At 54.3% G+C, this 23,877-nt stretch carries 20 protein-coding genes; 16 read left to right on the top strand and 4 right to left on the bottom strand.

Annotation, left to right across the window (positions count from 1 at the left end; translation table 11 throughout):
* Position 1 precedes the first annotated feature (1 nt).
* The 12 genes from FYC48_RS20090 (at position 2) to FYC48_RS20035 (ending at position 11,455) form a co-directional block, all read left to right on the top strand.
* Positions 2–1,006, top strand: a complete 1,005-nt coding sequence (locus FYC48_RS20090; protein ID WP_149498579.1) for a glycosyltransferase family 2 protein — start codon at positions 2–4, stop codon at positions 1,004–1,006.
* Between the two features lie 169 nt (positions 1,007–1,175).
* Positions 1,176–2,339, top strand: a complete 1,164-nt coding sequence (locus tag FYC48_RS20085) for a hypothetical protein (RefSeq protein ID WP_160149649.1) — start codon at positions 1,176–1,178, stop codon at positions 2,337–2,339.
* Positions 2,340–2,571: 232 nt separating this feature from the next.
* Complete coding sequence (locus FYC48_RS28665; RefSeq protein ID WP_149498577.1) at positions 2,572–2,982, top strand: acyltransferase; 411 nt, start codon at positions 2,572–2,574, stop codon at positions 2,980–2,982.
* Entirely contained in the window at positions 2,979–4,196 is a 1,218-nt protein-coding gene (locus FYC48_RS20075) for a glycosyltransferase (protein ID WP_149498576.1), read from the top strand. Before FYC48_RS28665 ends, FYC48_RS20075 begins: the two co-directional genes overlap by 4 nt.
* 13 nt (positions 4,197–4,209) lie before the next feature.
* The gene (locus tag FYC48_RS20070) at positions 4,210–4,803 is read left to right on the top strand and encodes an acyltransferase (RefSeq protein ID WP_149498575.1); all 594 of its coding nucleotides are present in this window, start codon (positions 4,210–4,212) and stop codon (positions 4,801–4,803) included.
* A 16-nt stretch (positions 4,804–4,819) separates the two neighbouring features.
* Entirely contained in the window at positions 4,820–5,926 is a 1,107-nt protein-coding gene (locus FYC48_RS20065) for a glycosyltransferase (protein ID WP_149498574.1), read from the top strand.
* Positions 5,927–6,020: 94 nt separating this feature from the next.
* Entirely contained in the window at positions 6,021–7,157 is a 1,137-nt protein-coding gene (locus FYC48_RS20060) for a glycosyltransferase family 4 protein (RefSeq protein ID WP_160149648.1), read from the top strand.
* A 34-nt stretch (positions 7,158–7,191) separates the two neighbouring features.
* Complete coding sequence (locus FYC48_RS20055) at positions 7,192–8,259, top strand: SDR family oxidoreductase (RefSeq protein WP_149498572.1); 1,068 nt, start codon at positions 7,192–7,194, stop codon at positions 8,257–8,259.
* Positions 8,260–8,409: 150 nt separating this feature from the next.
* Positions 8,410–9,036 carry a sugar transferase gene (locus FYC48_RS20050; RefSeq protein WP_149498571.1) on the top strand — a complete coding sequence of 209 codons (627 nt, stop codon included), beginning with the start codon at positions 8,410–8,412 and terminating at the stop codon, positions 9,034–9,036.
* Complete coding sequence (locus tag FYC48_RS20045; RefSeq protein ID WP_149498570.1) at positions 9,023–9,274, top strand: acyl carrier protein; 252 nt, start codon at positions 9,023–9,025, stop codon at positions 9,272–9,274. Before FYC48_RS20050 ends, FYC48_RS20045 begins: the two co-directional genes overlap by 14 nt.
* Positions 9,271–10,716, top strand: a complete 1,446-nt coding sequence (locus tag FYC48_RS20040; protein WP_149498569.1) for a class I adenylate-forming enzyme family protein — start codon at positions 9,271–9,273, stop codon at positions 10,714–10,716. The genes FYC48_RS20045 and FYC48_RS20040 overlap by 4 nt, the downstream gene beginning before the upstream one ends.
* A 1-nt stretch (position 10,717) precedes the next feature.
* Positions 10,718–11,455: an SDR family NAD(P)-dependent oxidoreductase gene (locus FYC48_RS20035; protein WP_149498568.1), complete on the top strand. Its 738-nt coding sequence runs from the start codon at positions 10,718–10,720 to the stop codon at positions 11,453–11,455.
* A 111-nt stretch (positions 11,456–11,566) separates the two neighbouring features.
* Here the strand turns inward: FYC48_RS20035 and FYC48_RS20030 are convergent, their stop codons facing one another.
* Positions 11,567–12,235 (bottom strand): DapH/DapD/GlmU-related protein, encoded by a 669-nt coding sequence (locus FYC48_RS20030; protein ID WP_149498567.1) that lies wholly within the window; start codon positions 12,233–12,235, stop codon positions 11,567–11,569.
* Between the two features lie 492 nt (positions 12,236–12,727).
* On the opposite strand from FYC48_RS20030, the gene FYC48_RS20025 reads away from it, so the two are divergent.
* Both FYC48_RS20025 and FYC48_RS20020 read left to right on the top strand, forming a co-directional pair.
* Positions 12,728–13,696, top strand: coding sequence for a hypothetical protein (locus FYC48_RS20025; protein ID WP_149498566.1), 969 nt, complete (start codon positions 12,728–12,730; stop codon positions 13,694–13,696).
* Between the two features lie 263 nt (positions 13,697–13,959).
* The gene (locus FYC48_RS20020) at positions 13,960–15,123 is read left to right on the top strand and encodes a glycosyltransferase family 4 protein (protein ID WP_149498565.1); all 1,164 of its coding nucleotides are present in this window, start codon (positions 13,960–13,962) and stop codon (positions 15,121–15,123) included.
* On the opposite strand, the gene FYC48_RS20015 is transcribed toward FYC48_RS20020, so the two are convergent.
* The 3 genes from FYC48_RS20015 to FYC48_RS20005 all read right to left on the bottom strand — a co-directional run bounded on the left by FYC48_RS20015 (position 15,036) and on the right by FYC48_RS20005 (position 21,008).
* Positions 15,036–16,370, bottom strand: coding sequence for a DUF1501 domain-containing protein (locus FYC48_RS20015; protein WP_149498564.1), 1,335 nt, complete (start codon positions 16,368–16,370; stop codon positions 15,036–15,038). The genes FYC48_RS20020 and FYC48_RS20015 overlap by 88 nt on opposite strands.
* 33 nt (positions 16,371–16,403) lie before the next feature.
* Complete coding sequence (locus tag FYC48_RS20010) at positions 16,404–18,602, bottom strand: DUF1553 domain-containing protein (protein WP_149498563.1); 2,199 nt, start codon at positions 18,600–18,602, stop codon at positions 16,404–16,406.
* Between the two features lie 132 nt (positions 18,603–18,734).
* A complete protein-coding gene (locus FYC48_RS20005; protein WP_149498562.1) occupies positions 18,735–21,008 on the bottom strand; it encodes a diguanylate cyclase domain-containing protein in 2,274 nt (757 codons plus the stop codon).
* A gap of 290 nt (positions 21,009–21,298) precedes the next feature.
* Between FYC48_RS20005 and FYC48_RS20000 the strand changes: the two genes are divergently transcribed.
* Together FYC48_RS20000 and FYC48_RS19995 are read left to right on the top strand one after the other, a co-directional pair.
* On the top strand, positions 21,299–21,847 hold the full coding sequence (locus tag FYC48_RS20000; protein WP_149498561.1) for an RNA polymerase sigma factor: 549 nt from the start codon (positions 21,299–21,301) through the stop codon (positions 21,845–21,847).
* Between the two features lie 473 nt (positions 21,848–22,320).
* Positions 22,321–23,598 (top strand): Gfo/Idh/MocA family protein, encoded by a 1,278-nt coding sequence (locus FYC48_RS19995; RefSeq protein ID WP_149498560.1) that lies wholly within the window; start codon positions 22,321–22,323, stop codon positions 23,596–23,598.
* Positions 23,599–23,877: the final 279 nt, after the last annotated feature.

Genomic DNA, 23,877 nt, shown 5'->3' with positions numbered 1-23,877 from the left:
GATGGCAAACAGCCCACTCGTTTCGATCATTATCCCGGTTTACAACGCAGCACACTTCCTACCCGAAACGCTGCGAAGCGTTTCCGAGCAACGGTTTACTGACTGGGAGCTGATCCTTGTTGATGACGGATCGAGTGATGATTCGCTTTCGATTGCCCATCGATTCGCGGTCGATCATGGGAACACGAAAGTGATCGGCAACTCATGCAATCAAGGACTGCCCACGACACTCAACATTGGCCTTGCCCAAGCCCGTGGTGACTACATCGCGCGTTTAGACGCTGACGATCAAATGCTACCGACGCGACTACAAGAGCAGGTAGATTTCTTGGATTGCAAGCCCGAGATCGGTTTACTTGGCAGTTCGGCGATCACAATTGACGGAGACGGAAATCCGCGCGGCACTCAACAAATGCCGCATAGCGATGAAGACATTCGTTGGCACGAAACGACGGGTCGAGCATCATCGTTCTTACACCCTTCCGTGATGATGCGTGCGGCGGTATTGCGTGATCACGGATTGACCTACGACACAATGTTTGCCGCTTCGCAAGATAAACAGCTCTGGTTTGAGATGCTGCAACATTGCAAAGGCGCAAACCTGAAAACCCCGCTCATCTACTATCGCCGGCACGGGGGTTCGATTTCGGAAACCAAACGCACGCAACAGTCGGCCAACGCCGAACGGGTCTGTCATCGCTGGGTCGAACAGCTTCTCGGCCGGCCGATTCCATCATCAGCCGTTTGCAATTTAGTTCGATCGTTGCGCCGTGAAGTTCCAGTCGGTGAGCAAACGCTGGCTCTGATGATGGAGTTACTCGATTCACTAACGAGGCAACCAAACTGCGACCCCAAAAACATGAAATCGCTTCGTGTCCGAGTATTGATGCGGCTCCTGCGATTTCATCCACTTTGGCGATGGCCGGAAATGATCCGCAACGGCCTGCTAAAAATTGCGACCGATGAGTCGGGGGCAAGTTCTCTTGTACAAAGTCCGCGGCCATGAATTGTTCGGCATCGCAATGAACCACATTCATTTCTCCGATACGATGCCCGGCTCTCGGCGCGCAAAAGAGTTTCAAAGATCAAGGTCCCGGTCCCAGTTTGGGCGATTGCTGATTTTGCTCGGCTTTACGATTTTGTTTTTTACTGCGATTCGAAAGCTGTTTTTTGTGATGGGGGTTCCGATCCCAATGCGTCTCGTGTCACAACTCGGCGGCATCAGTGCATTTTTCAGTTTCGTAGTCGGCATGCGGCTTTACACAGCGAATTCGACCGCCCGACTTCGCACCATTCAAGTGGTCAAAATTCGACTTTGGCAGGTTCTTCTAGTCGCATTGTTTGCGTATGGAATCGCGCGAGGTAACAGCCCCACGGGAGCCGGTAAAGAGTTGATCGCACTGTGGTTCTTTTCGACGCTGTGGATCACCGGTATCGATGATGAAATCTGGACCGTGGCGACGAAGTCACTGACCGTGGTTTTCTACGTCGCAGCGGTATTGATTTTCTTGACGACAGATATCGTGGCCCCGGTGACGACGGAAGCGGGAACGGCAGACGCGGACTACCAGTTCATTGGTTCACGGCGAACAAACACCCTCGCATTTCAATTCCGCCCGCTCATCAGTTCGGGGATATTCCTCGGAATCTGGGGGATGCTGCATCGTGGCGGGAAAGGCTGGAAAGTCCTTCAAGTCGTCGCGTTCTTTGTCGCCTTTGCGATCCAGGTCGGACTGTTCAAATTCCGCTCGTCCTCTGGAATGTTCGCACTTCTCATCCTCTCGTTCATCATTCTCAGACCACTGTTTGACTCTAGACGCCGAATTGTCTTGACCGCGTCACTCGCCGCAACCTCCGCGGTCGGCGCGATAGCGTTTTGCTTTACAGAATCAGGAAGGCAGTTGCTGTTTCGATTCCTAGACCCGGAGGGGCATCCGATCCTTGGGTCTCGATTTGACGAAATCAAAGTCTATTTCAAGCAAGTCGGTATTGAAGCATTCATCGGCCGCGGACTTGGCGGATACTTTGATGCCAGAGAAGCGATCAAAAAAGAATCTGCCGCACAATGGCTGACACTGCACTTCGGCATTTTGGTTTTTTCGTTGAAGGGCGGCGTTGCGATGCTTTGTCTGTTTGTTTCAATTCTGATGGCGGCTATTCGAATCCGACCTAAATCCTGGTTTGCTAACCCCTGTAATTTGACGGCAGTCGTCTATTTCCCCGTGCTGATTGTCCAGTTCATGACAGTTCCGTTTGGATTGTCACCCGATTCGTTGCTTTCCTACTTTCCCCCGATGTTAGTCCTTTCGCGATTCGGGGGAACCGATCAGCGTGGCTAACCGAACCGTCCTTCAAACGACTAGGCTGATCCTTTTTGTGATCACTTCTAGGGCGTCACTTCTTTTCTGGTCCCCGCTTTCACGAATCCGACTTTGGTATTGGGGCGCACGATGCGGAAAACGACTTCGTGTTCGCGGATGCCTTCGGATTTTCAATGCCGGAACGTTTTCGATTGGCGATCGCGTTCGGATCAATTCCGGGAGCGCGAATTTCGTCGGTGCCGATCGACGAATGGCTTTTTGGATCGGGCGTAATGGCAGACTACGCATTGGCGATGGTTGTGCAATTTCAAACACCACGATCATCTCACAGCAGACCGTGGAAATCCACGACAACACCTTCATCGGTGGCGGATGCGAAATCTATGACACCGACTTTCATCAGCTTGATCCGGTCGCACGCAGAGAGAACGTCGGACCGATTACAACCGGTTCGATCGTCATCGGCCCGGACGCGTTTATCGGTTCCGGAACCATTATTTTGAAAGATGTCACTATCGGGAAAGCTTCGATCGTTGGTGCAGGCAGCGTCGTCACCAAATCGATCCCGGCGAACCAAGTTTGGGGCGGTGTCCCAGCTCGCTTCATTCGAGATCTTCCCTCTTCCGAGAACTCCCCTCAGATCTCGAACGACGCACAATGAACGTCCTTATTGTTCTTCCGGTCGACTATCCCACCGGTGGCGCCGCCGCGAATCGAATTGAGAAATTCGCTCGGGGACTGGCATCGTGCGGCGCTAAACCTTATGTACTTGCCGCGAAACTTGTCTCGAATACAGCGACACCAACCGATTCGTCAGAGCGATGGGAAACCGACAGACACGGAATCAAGTTTCTCAACATCGCATGGTCTCGTCCGCTGCGAATCCTGCCGTTTTATCTAGCCCGAGCGATTCGGCTTCGCCATTCTTTTCGGCAATACGCGAGGGAAACGATCGCTCGCGAGCGCATCGACGCGGTCATTCTTTACGGACATTCCGGAATCATTAGCGGTCCGATTGCGTCACACTGCCGGCAACTTAACATTCCCTGCATCATGGATATCACCGAATATCACCCGGTGACGTTCAAACGCGTTCTCATGCTTCAGTCGCTCGACCAATGGCTTTGTCTTCACCGCCTGCTTCCCAGACTTGACGGCGTGATCGCAATTTCAAGTTGGCTTGAAGCATTCGCAACGTCGAAGCGAACGCCGACCTTGAAGGTCCCCGTTCTCGGCGATGCTGACGACGATCGATTTCCGACTTCGGATTCGAGACCCAATGTTCGGCCCCATCGATTTCGAATGCTGTACCTAGGTCAGTTGGCGGAGCGTGACCTTCCAGAAACGATGCTCGCCGGACTAAAGCAAGCGATCGAGAACCGGATCGATGCGGAACTTGTCATCGTTGGTTCAGTCCACTCTCGAAGTAACGGCAGAAACGTACGTGCGCTAATCGACAAAGATCCGATCCTAAAAGAACGTGTCATATTGACCGGTTGGGTTTCCGACGAGGAGCTTCGGCAATACCTTCAGTCAAGTGATTGCTTTGTACTGCTTCGTGAAGACGAGATCCAAACTCGTGCCTGCTTGCCGACCAGATTGCCGGATTATCTCCTAGCCGGAAAACCTGTGATTCTGTCCGACGTAGGCGATCTATCGGTTTACTTTCGGCACCGTGAAAATGCGTGGACGATCCCGCCAGGGGATCAACCAGAACGTGTCGCAAACGCACTCGCAGAACTCAGTGAATCGGCAGACGAGTCACGCCGGATCGGGCAATCGGGCAAAGATACTTGCCGGTTGCAATTCTGCCACAAAAAACATGGACGCGCCATCATGCAGTTTCTTGAACAACTTTCCGCAAGCAAAAATTGATTCGCGATCTGACATGCATTCCAAGTTTGTTCGCAAGTCTAAGTTATTGCTTTACCATGTCATTCGTCTTTTTGGCGGCGGCGTCGCGGCGGCGAGATTCATGGGGGTCAAGGTGGGCGACGATTGTCGTGTTATTACGACGCGAATCAGCACCGAACCATGGCTTATTACGATCGGCAACCGGGTCACGATCACGGCCGAAGTATTCTTCTTAACGCACGATGGCGCTACTTCGCTTATTGCTGACGAGCGCGGTCGGCGTCACAAAGTCGCTCCCATCGTCATCGGCGATGACGTATTCATCGGTGTTTGCTCGATCATTCACCCCGGCGTCCGCATCGGCGACCGTGTCATCATCGCGGCCGGAAGCGTGGTCACGAAATCCGTGCCAAGTGGAAGCGTCGTTGGTGGTGCACCGGCACGAATCATCGGAAACTTTGATGACTATAAGCGGAAGGCACTCGAACGGTTTCCGGCTTCTTCGGACATGGTCGGCGATACGTTCTTAGAACGGACGGATAGCATCGTTGATCGAACGTTTCGCCCCGATCTGGTCCCCGGTTGCACCAAACGGGAAACGACGGAACAGGAATCCGACGAGCAATGACCGAGTAAGCGCGAAAATGAAGATCACGTTCTTATTAAGTAATCCAGGTCTCGGCGGGATTGAACGCCGACTAAGCTGGGTCGTTCCCGAACTGAATGCTTTGGGACATGATGCGAACATTCTTAACCTCCGATCACACAGTAACGCCGCCCCGCTCTGGGAACAGTCGGGTGTCCCCGTTCACAGTATCCCGCACGAAGGTGTCAACCGCTGGCTAGTCGCTCCCCGGCTGTATAAAACGCTTCGCAAACGACGCCCCGATGTGATTCACATCTACGGCCTTCGCGCAAACTTGGTCGGCCGAGTGACCGCAAAGTTGGCCTGCGATGCATCTATCATTTCGGGTCAGGTCAGTACAGACGACTGGCGAAAGTGGTACCACGTCTCACTCGACCGAATGACATCGCCTTGTGTCGATCGCTACATGACAAACGCAGATGCGGTCAGTCGTGCGTTCGCGCGGCGCGAGAAGATACCGGATGAAAAATTGGTGACGATTTACAACGGTATTGATGTCAACCGATACTGCTGCAACGGTGGTGCCCGTACGGCGGCTAGGGAAGCACTCAAACTGACCGGTAACGACGTCATCTTCATGATGATTGCCAATGTACGGCCCGCGAAAAACCACGCCATGCTTCTTGACGCGGTCGCACGCCTACGGTCGATTACATCGGGTTTCAAAGTGGTGCTAGTCGGAAAGGACTTCACCGGATCGTTCGAGGACGAAATTCGATCGCGAAACCTTGACGACTCGGTTCAGTACGTCGGCTACCAGTCTGACGCCGGGCGGCTTTGGCCCGCCGCGGATGTTGCCGTACTCACCTCTCGCTGGGAAGGGTTTCCGTTTTCGCTTCTTGAAGCGATGGCGTCCGGACTACCCGTGATTGCAACGGACGTCGGTGGCGTTAGCGAGTTGATCGCCGATCAAAAAAGTGGCTTTGTGGTTCCCCCAGACGCCCCGGATTCACTTTGCGAATCGATGCGTCTGCTGGTCGAATCTCCCGACAAACGATCACTCATGGGACGACGAGGCCGTGAGCGCGCGAAAACAGAATTCGGTCTGTCAACAATGCTTGATCGGCTTGTTCACCTCTATCAGTCGGTCACCGAAGCCCGCTGAAACCGCTGTTATGACTTCGCGTGAATCAAATCAATCGCACGAGAACGGTTATCCGAAGCAACGTCCAAAACTTTTCCAAGTCATTACGTCGCCGATGTCCGCGAACATCCTACTCCGTGGGCAGTTGGCGTACATGCGAGAAGCGGGCTTTGATGTCACCGTTATTTCGGCGCCAGGCGATCTACTTGACCAAACAGCCGAACGTGAACGGGTCTCAACGATCGGTTTGGAAATGGATCGCAATCCCAACCCTTATAAAGACATTGTCGCCCTGCTCAAGCTAATACGAATCCTGCGACGGCACTCACCCGACATCATACATTACAGTACTCCCAAGGCTGGATTCATTGGCAGCATCGCAGCTCGAATCGCCGGGGTGCCGATTCGGATCTATACGCTGCGCGGGATGCGAGCTGACGGCTTAAGAGGATTCGCGGCATCCGCGCTGCTTGCAATGGAAAAAGTCGCTTGCCGATTCTCTCATTTCACCATCTGTGTTAGCCAAAGCCTCCGTGAGCGAGCGGTCGAGCTTGAACTTGATCGCCCAGAGAAGCTATTCGTGCTCACCCCACAAAGCTCGAATGGCATTGACGTCGCTCGCTTCAGCCGAACCGCCGACACTGCCGAACAAGCGATGCGACTTCGAAAGACGCTCGGACTTCCGGATAACACAAAAGTCATTGGATTTGTCGGTCGATTCTCGGCCGACAAAGGAAGCCAAGAACTCGCAGAGGCATTTATTGAACTGCGGAAAACGCATACGGACTTGCGATTGCTGTGCATCGGACCGAACGAAGCAAATTCCGATCTGCCCGAATGGGTATCGAAGCTGATCCAATCAGATCCGAACGTTTTCAGCACCGGAATGCTCGCCAACCCCGTCCCAGCCTACGAACTGATCGATGTTCTGGTGCTTCCAACCTATCGTGAAGGCTTCCCCAACGTTGTTCTCGAAGCTGCGGCGATGGGTATCCCAGTAGTTGCGACCAATGTCACCGGTTGCACCGACGCGGTTGTCGACGGGGCTACCGGAAGTCTTGTCGAACCGAAAGATTCCATCGCATTAGCCTCGGCTATCGAACGTTACCTCACTTCCGAGCCACTTCGCAAGGCTCATGGTGACGCTGCTAGAAACCGAGTTACCAACGATTTTCAGCCACAAGCCGTTTGGAATTCGTTGTTAACGACCTACCGCGCTGCGTTAGCGAAAAAATCGTCCTTCGATGTGTGACACATTTGCACTGTAATTCTTTCCATAAGATACGATGAATCCTATAAATCAATCCACGATTGTCGATCGAGACGTCTCCCGATGGCGAGAACTAATTCAGAAAGATTCTCGAACTTGGTTGGTCACTGGTGTGGCCGGTTTCATCGGTTCGAATCTTCTAGAAACTCTGCTGCAACTAGGCCAACGGGTCGTCGGCCTGGATAACTTCTCGACAGGATTTCGGCATAACCTGCAGCTTGTAGAGGAAAACGTCGGTCCAGATCATTGGCAAAACTTCCAGTTCATCGAAGGCGACGTGCGGAGAATCGATGATTGCAAACGCGCCGTCGAAACCGTCGACCGCGTGCTACACCAAGCCGCAATCGGTTCCGTTCCGCGATCGATTGCGGACCCGCTGTTTACGAATGACAACAATGTCATCGGTACGTTGAACATGCTTCATGCGGCTCAGCAAGCTGGAGTCAAAGACTTTGTCTATGCGTCATCAAGCTCCGTGTACGGCGATAGCATTCAACTGCCAAAGATAGAGTCGGATATCGGAAATCCGTTATCACCATATGCAGTTTCAAAACGCGTCGCCGAACTGTATTCAATCGCCTTCGCGAATTCGCTTGATTTCTGTGCTACGGGATTGCGATATTTCAATGTTTTTGGGGCCCGCCAAAACCCCGACGGAGCTTACGCAGCCGTTATTCCCAAATGGATCGATGCGGTTTTGAATGGTGACACGATTACGATCAACGGTGATGGTGAAACCAGCCGCGATTTTTGCTACATCGACAATGTTGTTCAAGCCAATTTGTTGGCGGCAACCAGTCCCGTCAAACAGGCCGGAAATGTATTCAACATTGCAGCCGGCGGCCGATGCTCACTCAATGAATTGTATCGACTGGTTAAGGAGATCGCGATCGAGAAGCAACTGATCAAACATGTCCCCGCCCCCATTTACGCTGACTTCCGCAAGGGAGACGTGCGGCATTCTCATGCGGACATCAGCCGGGCGCAACAAGGCATCGGATACTCTCCCACTCATGATCTTCGGGCGGGGCTTTATGAAACGATTTCTTGGTATGCGTCTCAGAAAGCGAGTGCCCCGGCGTAGCGTATGGTCAGACGTGGTGGGACCGGCAAGCCGCGAAATCCACAAGCATTCGAAAATGGAAACGTCTTCAACCGCTTGCCCCCCGTTGGCTGATTGTTCCCAGAAGCTCAATAAGAGTATCGACACTAAACGTTGTTGCAGATTCAACTGATGCTGAAACGCTGTTTTGATTTCGTGATCGCTGGAATACTGCTTCTTGCGTTTTCGCCAATTTTGATGCTGACCGCCATCTTGGTGCGTTGGAACTTAGGCAGTCCGATCTTGTTTCGACAAAGGCGTCCGGGACTTGATGGCCGTCCGTTCGAACTTATAAAGTTCCGAACGATGCTCGACAGCCATGATCGTTCTGGTAACGTTTTACCGGATGAACAACGACTGACACGTTTCGGACGTTTCCTCCGTTCAACCAGTATTGATGAATTGCCGGAACTGATCAATGTTCTCCGCGGTGAAATGAGCCTCGTAGGGCCGCGCCCCCTACTCATGGAATACCTTGAACGCTACGACGCGGTACAAGCCCGACGTCACGAAGCAAGACCTGGAATTACCGGCTGGGCTCAGGTCAACGGACGCAATACGACCGCATGGGAGGAACGATTCCGGATGGATGTTTGGTATGTTGACAACCGTAATCTTTGGCTCGACATTCAGATCTTATTCCAAACGATCGTTACAGTTTTTTCGCGGAAAGGGATCGCCGCCGAAGGTCATGCGACGATGCCGGCGTTCATAGGACAAGAGATACAGCCACGAGATACCACTGATGAAAATTCGTGAAACAATTCTCACAGCAATGAGAGAGGTCGCGCATGAAAGTGAGAAGTCGCTTGCCGAGCCAATCACCGACGACTCAGCGCTGCTGCAATTCGGTCTCGATTCGATGGATTTTGCGATTGTCGTTGCCCGTCTAGAGCGGGAATTCGGCGACGATCCCTTCGCAAGTTTGGAAGATGCGGTTTACCCCACGACCTTCAGTCAATTTCTTGCCATCTACGAAGACCATTTTCTCAAGTGAATCGATTCTCATCGCTTCGGTCAGTGCTATTTGATTTACCGGACGACCGCCCGCTTTGGTCGACCGTTAATGATGAAATCATTCGCGTATCGGATATCAAGCACTGGCTTACCGAATCATCTCATGCCTTTGCGATCGCCAGAAATCGAAATGTCGCGGTCGAAGCGATTGATGACCGCTCGTTCGCGCTTTCACTCGTGCTACTCGATGGACTGGCCAACCAAATCACCATGCTTCCCCGTTCGGTTTCACCCGAACGAAAACAGAGCATTTTAAAGCACTCGCTAAGCGAACTGATTCTCGAATTACCGACCGAAACGATCGATGATACGTCCGGTGCGTTTTGGCCTCTCAAACCTGCTTCGTTTCTGTTCCGGTGCCTTGGCGATGGATGTGACGACCATCATGCCACACCGTCCGAGGTTCTCACTTCGGAGAGCGGCAATGCTAACGCATCAGCATCGACCACAAGGTGGATCATGACGACTTCGGGAACGACCGGCGTTCCCAAGCTTGTTTCTCACACCTTTGACTCGTTGACCCGAAGTTGTCGACGAGGCGATTCCTGTGGCGAGACTTTTCGTTGGGGATCACTGTATTCGCTCGGCAGCTTCGCTGGCTTGCAAGTCTTTCTGCAAAGCTGGGTCGCCGGGTCACGGCTGCTTTTTTCAGACGATCACGAAGGGCTGGCCAAGCAACTTTCCGATTTCGCTCGGCGAGGTTGCAATGCACTGTCGGCGACACCGACACTCTGGCGACTCATCTTAATGTCACAAGAGTCGGCGTCGCTTCCACTGAGACAAATCACGCTCGGTGGGGAAATTGTCGATCAGCCACTTCTCGACGCATTGCAGGCACGTTATCCCGGTGCCCGTATCACCCACATCTACGCCTCTACCGAGGCGGGGGTCGGATTCGCAGTGAACGATGGGCGTGCTGGATTTCCGATTTCCTACTTAGATGCGTGTCCGGGTAACGTCGAACTGCAAATCGATCATGACCATCATCTCTTGCTGCGACATGCCAAATTTCAGCAACGCTACGTCAACGAACGAGCAGACGAACCACTATCCGGCGATGACGGGTTTATTGATTCAGGCGACATCGTTCAACTCATCGATGATCGTATCCAATTCCGGGGGCGGGCGAACGGCACGATCAACGTTGGCGGACTAAAGGTCATGCCGCAGGAAATTGAATTGACTCTGCAGGCAATGCCGGAGGTTTCTTTGGCACGAGTATACGCAAAAAAGAATCCGTTCTCCGGTTCGGTCGTCGCCGCAGAAATAGTCGCGAGTGAAGAACACAAGTTTCCACCGAAAGACCTTTCCGCACGCGCATTACGGTGGTGCCGGACTCGTCTTGATCGTCACAAGATTCCCGCATTGATTGACGTCGTCGACCACATTGCAATCACAGACACCGGCAAAATTGTTCGTTAAGATGGCTTCCCCAAAAAATGTCTTGGTGACCGGCGGCACGCGCGGCTTGGGACTCTCGGTTGTACGACGACTTGCAGGCGAAGGTTATGCGGTCATCGCGACGGGCCGAACGCTCAGCGCTCCGCTAACTCAATTGATTGAATCGCAAGCGTTCGAACACCCTATCGTATTCGAACAACTCGATTTAGCCGTGCCGGATTCGATTCGTCACCGCATCGGCAACATGATCGATCAACACGGCGAGCTATACGGCTTGGTAAACAATGCGGCGGTCGGCTTAGACGGTGTGCTCGCTACGATGCATGAATCGGACATCCAAGACACACTGCAGATCAACCTGACATCGACAATCTTAGTTACCAAATACGCTAGTCGGTCGATGCTGATCCAGCGCCGAGGCCGCATCGTCAACGTTGCTTCCGTTGTCGCACGAACGGGCTACAGTGGCCTAGCCGTGTACGCGGCGACCAAAGCGGGGCTGATCGGATTTACGAAGTCGCTTTCTCGAGAATTGGGGAAAGTTGGCATCACCGTCAATAGCGTTTCACCAGGTTTCCTGGAAACGGAAATGACTGAGACTCTAGGCCAAGAATCGTTGGCAAAAATCAAGAGCCGTAGCGCCTTGAAGAAACTCGCGTCGATCGATGACGTCGCCGGAGGCATAGCCTACCTGATGAGTGACGCCGGTGTATCCGTCACAGGAACGGATCTTGTTATCGATGCCGGTGGCACCGCATAACCATCCAGCCATTCGAACGCCGAAGGCGCAGATTGTTTGCCGTACGGATCGTAAATGAATCAGATCGTCGAACGCTTCGATCTACGGTTGTCCGGCTTTCTATTGATCGATTTACCGCTGAGCATCTTGCGATTGTTCGGCGAGGAAGCGTTTGACGAGAGGACGTTTCAGTGGGCGTCCGTTGTTTCGATGTTGGCTGATGATCTGTCTGGCTGACAGATCGAAACGCACCGAAGTCATCGCATCGACGACGGAATCTTCTCCTATCTTCGTCCCCTGATAGACGAATGAATTGGCACCGATCAGAACTCGGTCGCCAATGGTTGCATTGCCACCGATTCTGGCCCCGGGGTTAAGTCGGCAATGCTCTCCCAACGTGGCATCATGCCCGACTAGGGCATGAAAGTTGATCATCGCATGCGGTTGTAACACGGCGTTTGCCGAGACAACCGAATGGGCCGCAAGATATGCCCCCTGCGCTACCTTGGCGGTTGGTGACACAAAGGCCAGGGGATGGATCACCGACCGAGGTGAAAGATCCAAACGCTTGGCCACCGACTGACACTCTTCCCTGATCGCCACGTCGGCCATTGAAAGGATGTATCCCGTCTCCTTCCGACCTTCGAGATGTTGCTCAAGACGGTCGATGCGAATGCGAGTCTGACCATCGTGTGGCTCTGTCACCGGAACGACATGAAAGACCTCGGCTTGCTTTCGAGGGATTGCGTCGGCAATTTCCAAGGCGGTGCTTGAGCCACCAAAGATGTACAGCGTATGCATGGTCTGAAATGAAGTCCCGGCTTAACGAACACGGTTCCGAATGGCGAGGCTCTGTCTCTCAATTCCTGCGAGCGAAACGGTTGATTCTCTACGATCGAAACCTGCGTCTATGATTTCTACGCTTGGAATGAGAACAACTTCCGATGGATCACGCCACTGGACTGGTCCAAAAACAGAGAGTCGATCCCGGAAGACGCCCCCCGTAAAGCAATCCAACGAAACGTTGTCGATCACTATGCCCCCGTCAAACGAGATGCCTACGGGCTGGTTCCTGGTGAGGCAACGCAGACCCAGGCGGCAATTTTGGGAACCGGTACAACTGGCACAAACCGATTTTACGGCCGGAATCGTGGGGGCGTCGAAATATTCGCCGTCGCGGCGGCTTGCCTGGATTGTCGAGGGCTTACGCTACAATGGTGTGCAGTCGGAAACGATCTTCCGATCGCCGTGCACGGTGGCGCGCCATCGAACGAAATTCTCACAGGTGATCCCATGCGTTTTTTAATCGGCTTGTCCACCATTTCGGTCCCCACCCGTTTCTTTCTGGTGGGCATCGTCTTCGTTGCCAGTTCGTTGACAGTTCAGGCTCAGCGTTACCGCCGCGGCTATGGTCCGCCGTTTATTGGCCCCGTGATTCCCGGTCCGTTCTTTGGCCCCATTGCGACGGCCCCGCCGCTTCCTTCGCAACCCAGTGGTGTTCGCGTTCAAACGCCTTTTTTCTCATTGAATGTTAGGCCGGACAGCGCACTGCCTCCACGGTACTACTCCTATGGTTATTCGTCTCGATCGTACCGCCCCGCATACCGATACGGATACGAGTATTCGCACATTCACCCGGCATACCCGCTGAACTACCGGACCCCCGAATCGTACTACTACGCACCGTTTGGCGTCGAACTTGACTATCGGGGGCTATCTCCCTCCTACTTGGAAACTTTGCCGCACGAACCATTGGCGGCCCAGCCTTTCGAAGTCCCTTCGTACGAGCTTCCTTCGGATGAAAACCCACACCCTCGGTTTTCACTCGTTAGCCTTCGCCAATCCGCTGCCTTGCTGTACCAAAAATTGGCCGAACTCGGTGAAGAAGGCGAGATCTGGAACGACTACTTAAAACCCGATCGTGTCGCCGACGCGGCCCAATCGGAAGCGATGGATGCGGACATCATTGAATTGTCGAAACGCTACGAAAGTATCACACGAAATCCCGACCTGAGCTGGATGCGGTCAATGGCCGGCTTCGATTCGACGCACCGAATGTTGCAAGAATGGGTCGACTACTATCAAGCAACTACGGTAGTCCCGAACATGGATGTCAAGATGCTGAAACCCGCGTTGCCGATCAGCCCGGCGGCCTCAGATGAAATACCGAAGGACGGCACTGACACGGCGGATGTTCCCAAGCTGGGCGAAGAAATACTGCCGGAACCGATCCCGACACCTTCGCAAGTTGAGCCTCTTTAACGCTTCATTACAATCAATCAGCCGATAAGCGTTTGCCGCAGTTTTCAGAACGAGTGAACGGTTAACGCCATTTGGCTAGATGAGCTGCTAGCGCGATCGTCTGACGGGAATTTCGGTCGTTGCGGAGCGACAATTGTTAGACGATGTAAACCTGCCATGTCCCGATGAGCGCCCACGCCGCGACCCAAAGAGCCCCATCCCAAACGCTTCACTAAGTCTTTGCCCCCGCCTCCAACGCTACGCCCTATCCCCGTCACGATTCATTGAAGATCACTTGCTGCATTCATTCGCTTTCCGGTGGCGGGGCAGAACGAGTCATGGCGGGGCTGGCAAACGATTTATTCTGCCGAGGTCACGATGTCTCCTTGGTCACATACTTTGCGGACGATGCGCGTTCGCTATCGATCGAACCGGGAGTCTTACGGGCATGCCTAAACCTCGATGTCACCGGGCAAACCGAAAATCGAACGGGTCCTCGTTCCGGCATCGACAGAATTAGACAGATTCGAAGCCGGATCACTACCCTCGCCAAAGTCATCGAGCGGCAGTCACCAGATGTGGTCCTTTCGTTTTGTGACCGTATGAACCTTGATGTGCTTCTGGCCCTTCGTGGTCGTGGTTTGCCCGTGATGGTTTGTGAACGCAGCGACCCAGCTTCGCAAGGATTGGGCTTGGTTTGGAACTGGATGCGAAGTCGCCTGTATCGTCAGGCGACAACCGTGGTCGCTTTAACGCCGACTGCGAAAGACTATCTGAGGCGTTTTAGCAACCATGTGATTGTGATCCCTTCGGCGATCAAAACGCCGACATCTTACTCAAACCGTGAAATCGCTTGTGCCAACCGAACGATCGTTGCCGCAGGAAGACTAGAATCCGAAAAGGGATTCGACCGATTGATCACTGCGTTCGCCAGAGCGACCCAAGGACATCCCGATTGGAAACTGGTTCTCTATGGTGACGGAAGTCTGCGCCGACAGCTTCAGAGACAAGCTACAGAACTGGGAATCAACGATCGGTTTGAAATGCCTGGCTGGGTTCGACCGCTGCAACCGCATTTGGCCGAAGCGACCATATTTTGCTTATCAAGCCACTACGAAGGCTTTCCATCGGTTCTGCTCGAGTCCATGTCGCTGGGCGTGCCCTCGATTAGCGTTGACTGCGAGAGCGGACCGCGTGAAATCATTGCCCACGGACGAAACGCATGGCTCGTCGAAAATGAGACGCCGGCACTTGCCGCGGGAATTCGATACCTCATCGATCATGCCGAAACTCGCGAAAGCTTAGGACATCACGGCCGTGAAATCATTGAACGATTCGGCTGGGACAAGATGGTTGACCGTTACGAAACGGCGTTGGCACGGATCAGTTCCAGCACCGCGGACGCCCCATCGGGCGCTAACCGTACCGAGCGACCTCCCGGTGTTTGAATCGTTATCGAAGGATCGATGCCCAACAGTGAATAGACGGTCGCGGTCAAGTCTGACGGCGTGATCGCTCGATCGGCAGGGCTTTCGCCTAACGAATCGCTACGCCCGATCACCTGTCCTCCGGGAACACCGCCGCCGGCTAAAAGCACCGAGAAGACATTCGGCCAGTGGTCACGTCCACCCGAGGTATTCACTTTGGGGGTGCGGCCGAATTCGCCCATCACCATCACCAACGTTTGCTCCAGGAGGCCTCGTTCGCTGAGATCATCCAGCAGTGTGCCGACGGCTCGGTCCAGAGATGGCAGTTTAGCATTGCGATCACCCGGGAAACGAGACATCAACTGGGTGAGGTCTTGGTGTGTATCCCACCCGCCACTGTGAACGGTGACGAAATCCACTCCACGTTCGATTAACCGCCGGGCAAGCAAACAGCTTTGTCCGATCGGATCGCCACCGCCTCGTCCGTAGCGTTGCCGCAGCGTATCGGGCTCGTCCTGTAACTCAAACGCTTGCTTCGCTTCCGGCGAGCTAATCAGTCGAGAGGCACGGCGAAGGTCTTCGTCAATAAAATCAGAGTCCGCCAATCGATTCAAAGCTTCGACAAATTGTGTTCTTCGCGACAGTCGACTGAGCGTCATCCCGGTGACTAAATCAAGATCGCGAACACGAAAGCCTGCGTCGCCCGGATTCCCACCGACTTCAAATGGAGCAAACTTCGCCGGCAAGAAGCCGTGTGAATTGATGTTCCGGGTTGCTTGAGGAACGGCGACATATTCCGGTAGCACCGACGTTTGATCCGCGCGTGAAGCGACCATCGCACCGACCGGTGGATAGTCGAGTACCGGCGACGGTTTATAGCCGGTCATCATGTAGTGCGTTCCAAAGTTGTGTTCCCCGAGTGGCGATGTCATCGAACGGATCATCGCGATCTTGTCCATCTGCTTGGCGATGTTCGGCAAGCACTCGCTAACCCGGACCCCGCTGATCGTCGTCGCGATCGACCCGAAAGGGCCCCGGATCTCGCTCGGTGCGTCTGGCTTTGGATCGAAGGTTTCAAGATGAGTGGGGCCGCCGTCGAGCCAGATCAAGATGCAGGACTTGGCGAACGGCCGAGCCGATCGTTGCCCCGCCGTCTCGCTCCCCCGCGTTATTTGAGACCCGATCGTTCCCAACAATCCGGTGACGGCTCCGATCCGAACGAAGTCGCGACGCAACATTCCATCGCAATAGTTTTGATTCACGCTCATGACACGTCCAATAGACGAGTGACACCTGAGGGACTAACGAATCGAGTGAAACTCTTCACTGTTTAGTAAACTCCAGACAAAATCTTCCAACCACGCCTTTCTTGCTGCGGCGTCTTCGAGTGAATGTCGTTGCTGCTTCCAATACGTTTGCTCTCGTGAAGTCATCGGTCGAGAAAGGGCCACGCGGTAAAACTGATCCACGATCTCCAGATCATCAACGATTGGGTCCGCAGCGTAAACGTTGAACGAGGTGTCAAGACGACTTCCCTTTGCAAATAGCCTCGAATTGAGAAGCGGACCATTGAGCAGATGCAGTTTTTGCGCGAGACTTTTTCCGGTTTGAACTTCTGCTTCGCAACTACTCTTTCGATCACAACGCCCCAGCACATCGAGTGTGGTTGAACTTGTCTCAGGGTCGATCAACTTAATCGCGCGCGTCCCCACGGCTACCTGCCCAAAGGGTTCGGACACACCAACGACATCGGAAATCGCATCGGCAAGGACTTCTGGCGACATTGGCGTCGAAAGACGATGGGAATAGAACTGCGTATCGGAACGCGTTCCAGATTTTCGACCGCTCCTAGCGAAAGTCGTACTGATCGCAATCTGTTTCAGTGTTCGACGAAGGTCGTATCCATGAGACACAAAATCCGCGGCGAGCACGCGTAGCAATTGCGGATGGGTTGCCGGATTGGTCGCACGAAAATCGTCAACCGGCTCCACCAATCCCCGCCCCATCATGTGTTTCCAAAGCCGATTGACGATCGCGTTGGCAAAGTAAGGATTCTCAGGAGAGGTCAACCATCGGGCAAACTGACGCCGGGGGTCGCTTGAGTTTCCGTCAGCCGCGCCACGATCGGAAAGCGATTCGCCGTTTGGCAAACGCATCGCCGCGGGTAGTAAGGTGCCTGGGTGAGTGACGTTCCCGCGTGGATTGAGTCCGATCTGACGACCTCCACTGACCTTTGCAAAAATCGCTGCGATCCCGTGATAATCATCCTGAGTCCAGTGATCGAGTGGATGGTCGTGGCAATTGGCACAACGAAGCCTGCTCGCTAAAAAAACTTCGCTAACGAACTCCGTCATCGGACGAGGGCCATTCGCGGTTCGATAGAAATTTGCCGGACCGACGTCTCGTGAGTCGCCCAGCGCGCCGATCAGAGCGGTCGCGAATTCACGGTAATCAAAACCATCAGCGACCTGCTGCCGCAACCAGCGATGATAGGTTTCGATCGCCTGCCGATCGTCATTGTGTTGACGAACTCGCAGCAACGATGCCAGTTGAAATGTCCAGTAATCTGCGAACGCGTCTGTCTGCATCAATGCATCGACGTATGCCGCCACCGCATCACGATCAGTGCCCGTCAGATCGTCACAACCAATTGGCAATTCAACAAAATCGGGAAGGCGTCCGACCAAATTCAAACTCAAGCGGCGACGTAGTGCCCAACGGTCTGATGGTGGTTCACCGTTTAAACGCAACGTCGCAAGCATCGCATTGATCTCGCGATCGATAAAGTGCTCGTCGTTTGTGTCCGCTGAGTCCTTGAACGGTTGATCAAACGGACGCAACAATTCGATCGGAACGACCTCGTTCAAGTACCGCGCTACGACAACATGCCGGCCGGCACGATGGACCGTCGCGCGCCCGTCTTCATCGATCGATACCGCCGATGGATCCTCCGCCGCGAGCACGGTCAAATTTGTAACGTCGGCCGTGCTACCGTCCGTGAAGTGCGCGACAGCTTTGATTTGCGTTTGCTGTGTCTCGTCGCGGACCACCGATCGATGCGGACTCACTTCGACACGGTCGAATGTTCGACTCGATCGGTAACTCGCGCCCGTCGCGATCCAGTCTCGAATCGAGCGAGCAGATTCACTTTGGTCGTCAAATCGTAACCCACCCGTGTGCTCCACCGATTCGGTCGCTTTCAGCAACAGCAAGCTGAGCGTAGGTTCGGCAAGATTAATTCGGCGGCCACCGACTTGGCGGACAATCGCATCATAATCAGCCGGGGGATCACTTCCGTACAACGACAACTTGAACCCGCCACGCCCCAAGGCAGCTCCATGGCAGGCCCCCGCGTTACAACCATGTCGGGTTAAGTGAGCGAGGATCTGGTTCCGAAAGTCAACCGTTCGATCCTCCGCATTTAACTGCGAACAACCGAAAACGAACCCAAAGAAGTGACACCAAGCGATCGAGCAGATCAAAGGGATGCGAAGCGACATGATCGGCCATATGCGATGGGCAAAATGCGACGACAAACAGACGACGTGGAGTCCTTACGATAGCAGATCGTCGTCGCCATCACAGTTTTCGATCGCAACACTGTTGCGGTCGCATCGCTACGTCACGGTTGATCAAGACGTGCGGTTTGGCAGAAGCTCGCCCATCAGATAGCAGCGGAAACTAGCCACCAGCTCCTTCGCGGCATCGTTGAGGTCGCGGCGGCGACGGTCACGATTGCGGATCGGCTTGATTTCCAAATGGACTTTCGTGAAGCTCGCTTGGTCAGCGTTTTGCGACAGCATCTCGTCTTGCTGGGCGGCACTGAGCGTCAACACGACATGAAAGGTGATTTTATGATCGACGCGGCGGCGTCCACCGGGCGTCGGACGCGACGTAACTTTCAACGAAAGCTGATTTTCGGCGACATTGACGATCTCGGCATGATGATCGGAAACGAAACCACGCAGTTTTTCGATCGCCAAATCGATCGGGACAGGCATCAAGATATCGACAACCGTGGACGTACTTTCGTCGTTGCCGGTCAGCCAATCAAACCAACCGCCCCGCTGAGGTTCGGCGGCGACTTCGGACATTTTTCCAAGCCCCAACTGGATCACCCGGTTGCGACCGTTGTCCTTCGCTTTTAGTAGTGCGCGGTCGGCACGCGCGAGCACGGTTTCGCCGCTATCGCCAGACTGGAATTCGGTCACTCCAAAGCTTGCCGTCATGCACTCGCCGTCAAGTGATTCGACCGCGGTTTGTTCGAGCGCTTGACGAATCACTTCGGCGCGTTTGGCGCCAGTCGCGTTGTCACACGAGGCGGCCAACAATAAAAACTCTTCGCCTCCGTACCGAGCGACCAAATCGCCGTCACGACTATGGGCTTTCAAAATGTTTGCAAATACCTTTAGTGCGTCATCGCCGGCAGGGTGGCCGTAGGTATCGTTGATACGTTTAAAGTGATCGATATCACAAATCAACAGCGAGAACGTCGGGCCTCCCTTCGCCGTCTGCTCAACCATTTGCTCCAGTGTTTCGTCAAAGTGCGCGCGGTTCGAAACACGTGTCAATGGGTCAAGTCGTGTTTGTCGGTGTAACGAACTAAGTCGCTGTTCAAGATTTTTCCGATCCGAAAGGTCATGAATCACGATCACGGTTCCGATCGATCCTGGCTTTAGTCCGACCACCGGAGCGACTTCGACATGCACCGATAGGGGATCACTTCCTGGTGTTTCGATCACCATGCTGCGTCGAACTGATTCACCGGTATCAAGGCATTCTTGAAGCGGGCAAATCAGTTGGTCATCCAGCTCACGATCTGCGTCGCGCATCCGAAGCGCCGTGGCCGACCACTGTTTTCCTATCATCGCGTCCGATGTCAAACCGGTCATCCGCTCCATCGCCGCGTTCCAAATTTCGATCGATCCCTCACTATCGGTGTAAGCAACACCGTCTTTGAGTGACTTGTGCAACTGAGTGTTGAACAACGTTTCTCGGCGGACAGTTTCGCCCCGAGCCTTGCGAGGTCGATCAGGAGAGAACGAAGTCGCCCCGGTCCAATAGTCACGCGAGTCTTCGGGGCGCAGTTGCTGTAGCCATCGATGCACCATTGTGCCTTGTAAGATTTCTGGCTTTGATTCCAGCAAGCGGCTAAAGTCATTGACCAAGGTCGGATCAAATTGCGTCCCACTACCACGGACCAATTCCGCGATCGCGCCGTCTCGACTCATCGCGGGACGATAAACCTGCTCGGTCGTCATCGCGTCAAACGCGTCGGCGATGGACAACATTCGCGCACCCAGCGGTAACGCATCGCCTCTGGGCGCCTCATCGTCTCGACGGCTGTCGAACCACACACCGCCGTAGCGGACGATGTCCAACAAATCGAGATCTCCGGTGCAACCTCGCAAGATCTGACAGCTCTGCGTCGGGCAAGTGTCCATCGCAAGCTGTTCATCGACGGTTAATTTTCCAGGCTTACGAAGAATTCGATCGGGAACGCCAATCTTGCCGACGTCATGAAGAAGCGCCGCAACTTCGATCCGGTCTCGATGATCCGATTCCAACCCCATCGCCTCGGACCAGCTGCTGCAAAATAACGCGACACGCAACCCATGTGCGGCTGTCGCGGCGTGCTTCGCTCGCAGCGCGTAATACAGCGATGTCGCGACCCCAAGACGCACCGCAGCGAGACGGTTTTCAACCACCGTTTGCTCATTCTGCCCCGTGTCAGCTCCGGCCTCGCCAGAGACCGCTTGTGCGGCAAATTGCAGGTTTGCAAGCATTCCTCCAATGTCAGGGGATGCCGAGGAGTACTGCGAGGGGGCAATGCTTGATTGAACTCCTCCGACAGACGGATCGAGACTAGTTGGACCGTTGGTCGGCAGGCTGTTGGGGTGCGTCATCGGGTCAAGCGGGCTGAACTTTGCGACTAGTTTTCTTAATGAGTAAACATAGGTCACTTGTGAACGACTGCGGTGATTTGAGGGTTAGCCCCTGAGGATGCCGTAACCGTCAAAATCGGATCCCCCCGACCGTGTGAAGGGAGCCGATCACCCTGCTGACCACTCTCAAAAGCTTGCGATTTGCCCCTCGCCTACCTAACATAGAGGGAGTCTGCTGGGCGAAGGATCTCGCCGGAGAGTTACGCAGCACCCCGGGCTTTTGACGAGCCTCTCCTTCTGGTACCGGCACCGTGAGTCTTTCAGAGATTGATCGAATACTGCTCCAGCGTTGCATCGATGGAGCCCCGCGCGCCTGGCAAGATTTTGTTGAGCGATTCCTCGGCTTGGTGATTCACGTCGCCAACCACACGGCACAGTCGCGAGGGATCGAGCTTGACGATTCTGTCCGCGACGACCTGATCGCCGAGGTTTTTTTGGTCCTGTTAGCGAACGACCGCGGGGTCCTGCGACGGTTCCGCCGGAATAGTTCACTAGCGACCTACCTGACGGTTGTCGCTCGTCGGGTCATTGCCCGGCGTCTGTCCGATCTTGTCCAGCGAAACATGGTCGCCGTTCAAGAATCAGATCTGCAAGCTGATTCTCAAGCGACGCGGATCGAAGATCGCGAGGAAGTCGAACGCCTAATGCAACGATTGGATCCGCAGGAATCGAACATCGTGCGGATGTACCATCTCGAAGGCAAGTCCTACCATGAGATCAGCCAAGTCGTCGGCCTATCGGAAAATTCGATCGGACCACTGCTCAGTCGAGCCCGGCAAAAGATGCGCGAAGGCGCGTAGAGAGTCGTCACGATTGCGCGACCGTTGCTATTCACGTCGCCAAAGCTGCCCCTCCCCATCGCAACTGTGACAAAGAAAAGTGGACTGCCCTTTTCGTACTTTCGAATCAATCGTCAATTTCAAAGCAAATTCCAATCGCCCCAGTGCTTGGCCAACATCTGAAATTGGGATCACCGGATTGGCGTTTCCGACGGCTTCGGTGCAACAGCCGTGGCGAACGACCGTCGGCTGATTCGTCGAACCCGGGCATTTGTTCTAAAAGGCGCACTAGGTTGAAGACCAAACACGGCGGTAGTCATCCGAATCGAGTTTAATAAGATATCGCAGTGCACAAAATATCGCAGTGCACATAGCGTCCGCCTTCGCCTGATCGATCATCCAAATCTTGAATCAAAGTCGAATCCGTCCATTCCCGCCGGCCCGATCAATCGCGTCTCGCCAACTTCCCCACCGAATCTAAAGCTTCCATCAACATGGCAATTAAACAATCGGCATCGTCGAAAGATTCATCGCCGTTTGCTCGGCGCAGCTTTATCAAAGACGGTGGCTTGATCATTGCCGGCGGTGCCATTGCCGGGGGAATCAGTTCCCAGACGAGCGCCCACGCCGACGATCACCTGGAAGCAGACGCGAAGCCCATTCGTATAGGCTTTCTTGGCTGCGGGCGACGAGCGAAGGAACTCGCCAATTCAGCCCTGGGATTGAGCGGTTTCAATCTTCAAGTCGCCGTGCTTGCTGACCGCTTTGGGTCACAAACCCAATCGATGTATCGAATGCTTAAAGGTCGCCACGCAGCGTTAATCGCCGACGATTGCATTCGTGCCAACGGTCAAGACTGCCAACGCCAACTTCTCGCGGCGGACGTAGACGTGGTCTATCTGGCAACGCCTCCGGTCGGCCGTGCCGATGCAATCGCGAAACTGGTCGACGCCGGCAAACATCTCTTTATCGAGAAGCCGCTATCGGGTGACCTTGCCGATATCGTTGCACTCAATCCCGTCGCCCAACGGGCACGACAGCGTTCACTCACCGTCCACGTGGGGTTCCAGCGTCGGTACGATCGCCGCTTCATCCAATCGATCGAACAACTTAGGCAAGGCCTGATTGGCGATCCGGTGTTTGCAAAAGCGTACTGCAATGGTGGACCGCTGCGGAAACGCTCACCTCAATCCGGTGACGCAATCGAGGACTACCGGGTCAAGAATTGGAACCATTTTCTCGCCGAAGGTGGTGATTTCTTAGTCGAGCAGCATGTCGCAGGGCTGGACCTGATTCACCATGCACTCGGGAAAATGCCACTCGCCGCACAAGGCCAAGGTGGCTGGTCAGAAGTTCGTGCCGCGATGGAAGGCCCACAGACCGAAGTCTTTGATCATCAAACCGTCGAGTATGACTTCGGCGACGTCACTCTACTATCGCAGTGCCGCCGGGTCGCGCGGGGTTGGAACGCACTGGGTGAGTCGATTCACGGCACCAAGGGAACGCTGGACCTCTCAAACGGACAAGCCTTTGATCGCGAAGGCAATCTCATTTGGAAAACCGATTGTCCCGCTAACCCTAAAGCTTGCACCGACTCACAGCAGCGAGCTTTTTTCACATCGATTCGAGACGGACTGGCGGAGAATCAAATCGAGTCTGCAGCCCAGAGCACGCTGATTGCAATTCTGGGACAACAAGCGACGCTGACAAAACGCCGAGTACGGCTGGACAAGATGCTCTCGCAGGCGATCACGGAACTCGCCCAAGCGTGAATCGCCAACGAGCGTGCGGACCGCTCCGGCTGTTACTTCGTCAACCTTTGAAAAGAGGGTTAGCCACGGTTACGGTGCAATGACCGGGGCTAACGTTCGTCAGCCGATGAGCCGCCCCCGAACATCTGGGTGTTGCCGGGGCAGTAGCCGCAATCTTTGAGCTCTTCTCATTATCCGGCAACCGGTCACCAGGGCTGAGCCGCCGCAAACTCTCCAGCAATCCAAACGCGATGACGGCGCAGCAACAATGCCGCATGAGCACTCACGCGGCATTGACTA

The organism is Roseiconus lacunae, from assembly GCF_008312935.1.
GTDB lineage: Bacteria > Planctomycetota > Planctomycetia > Pirellulales > Pirellulaceae > Stieleria > Stieleria lacunae.
This window is presented reverse-complemented; position numbering and strand designations above follow the sequence as displayed.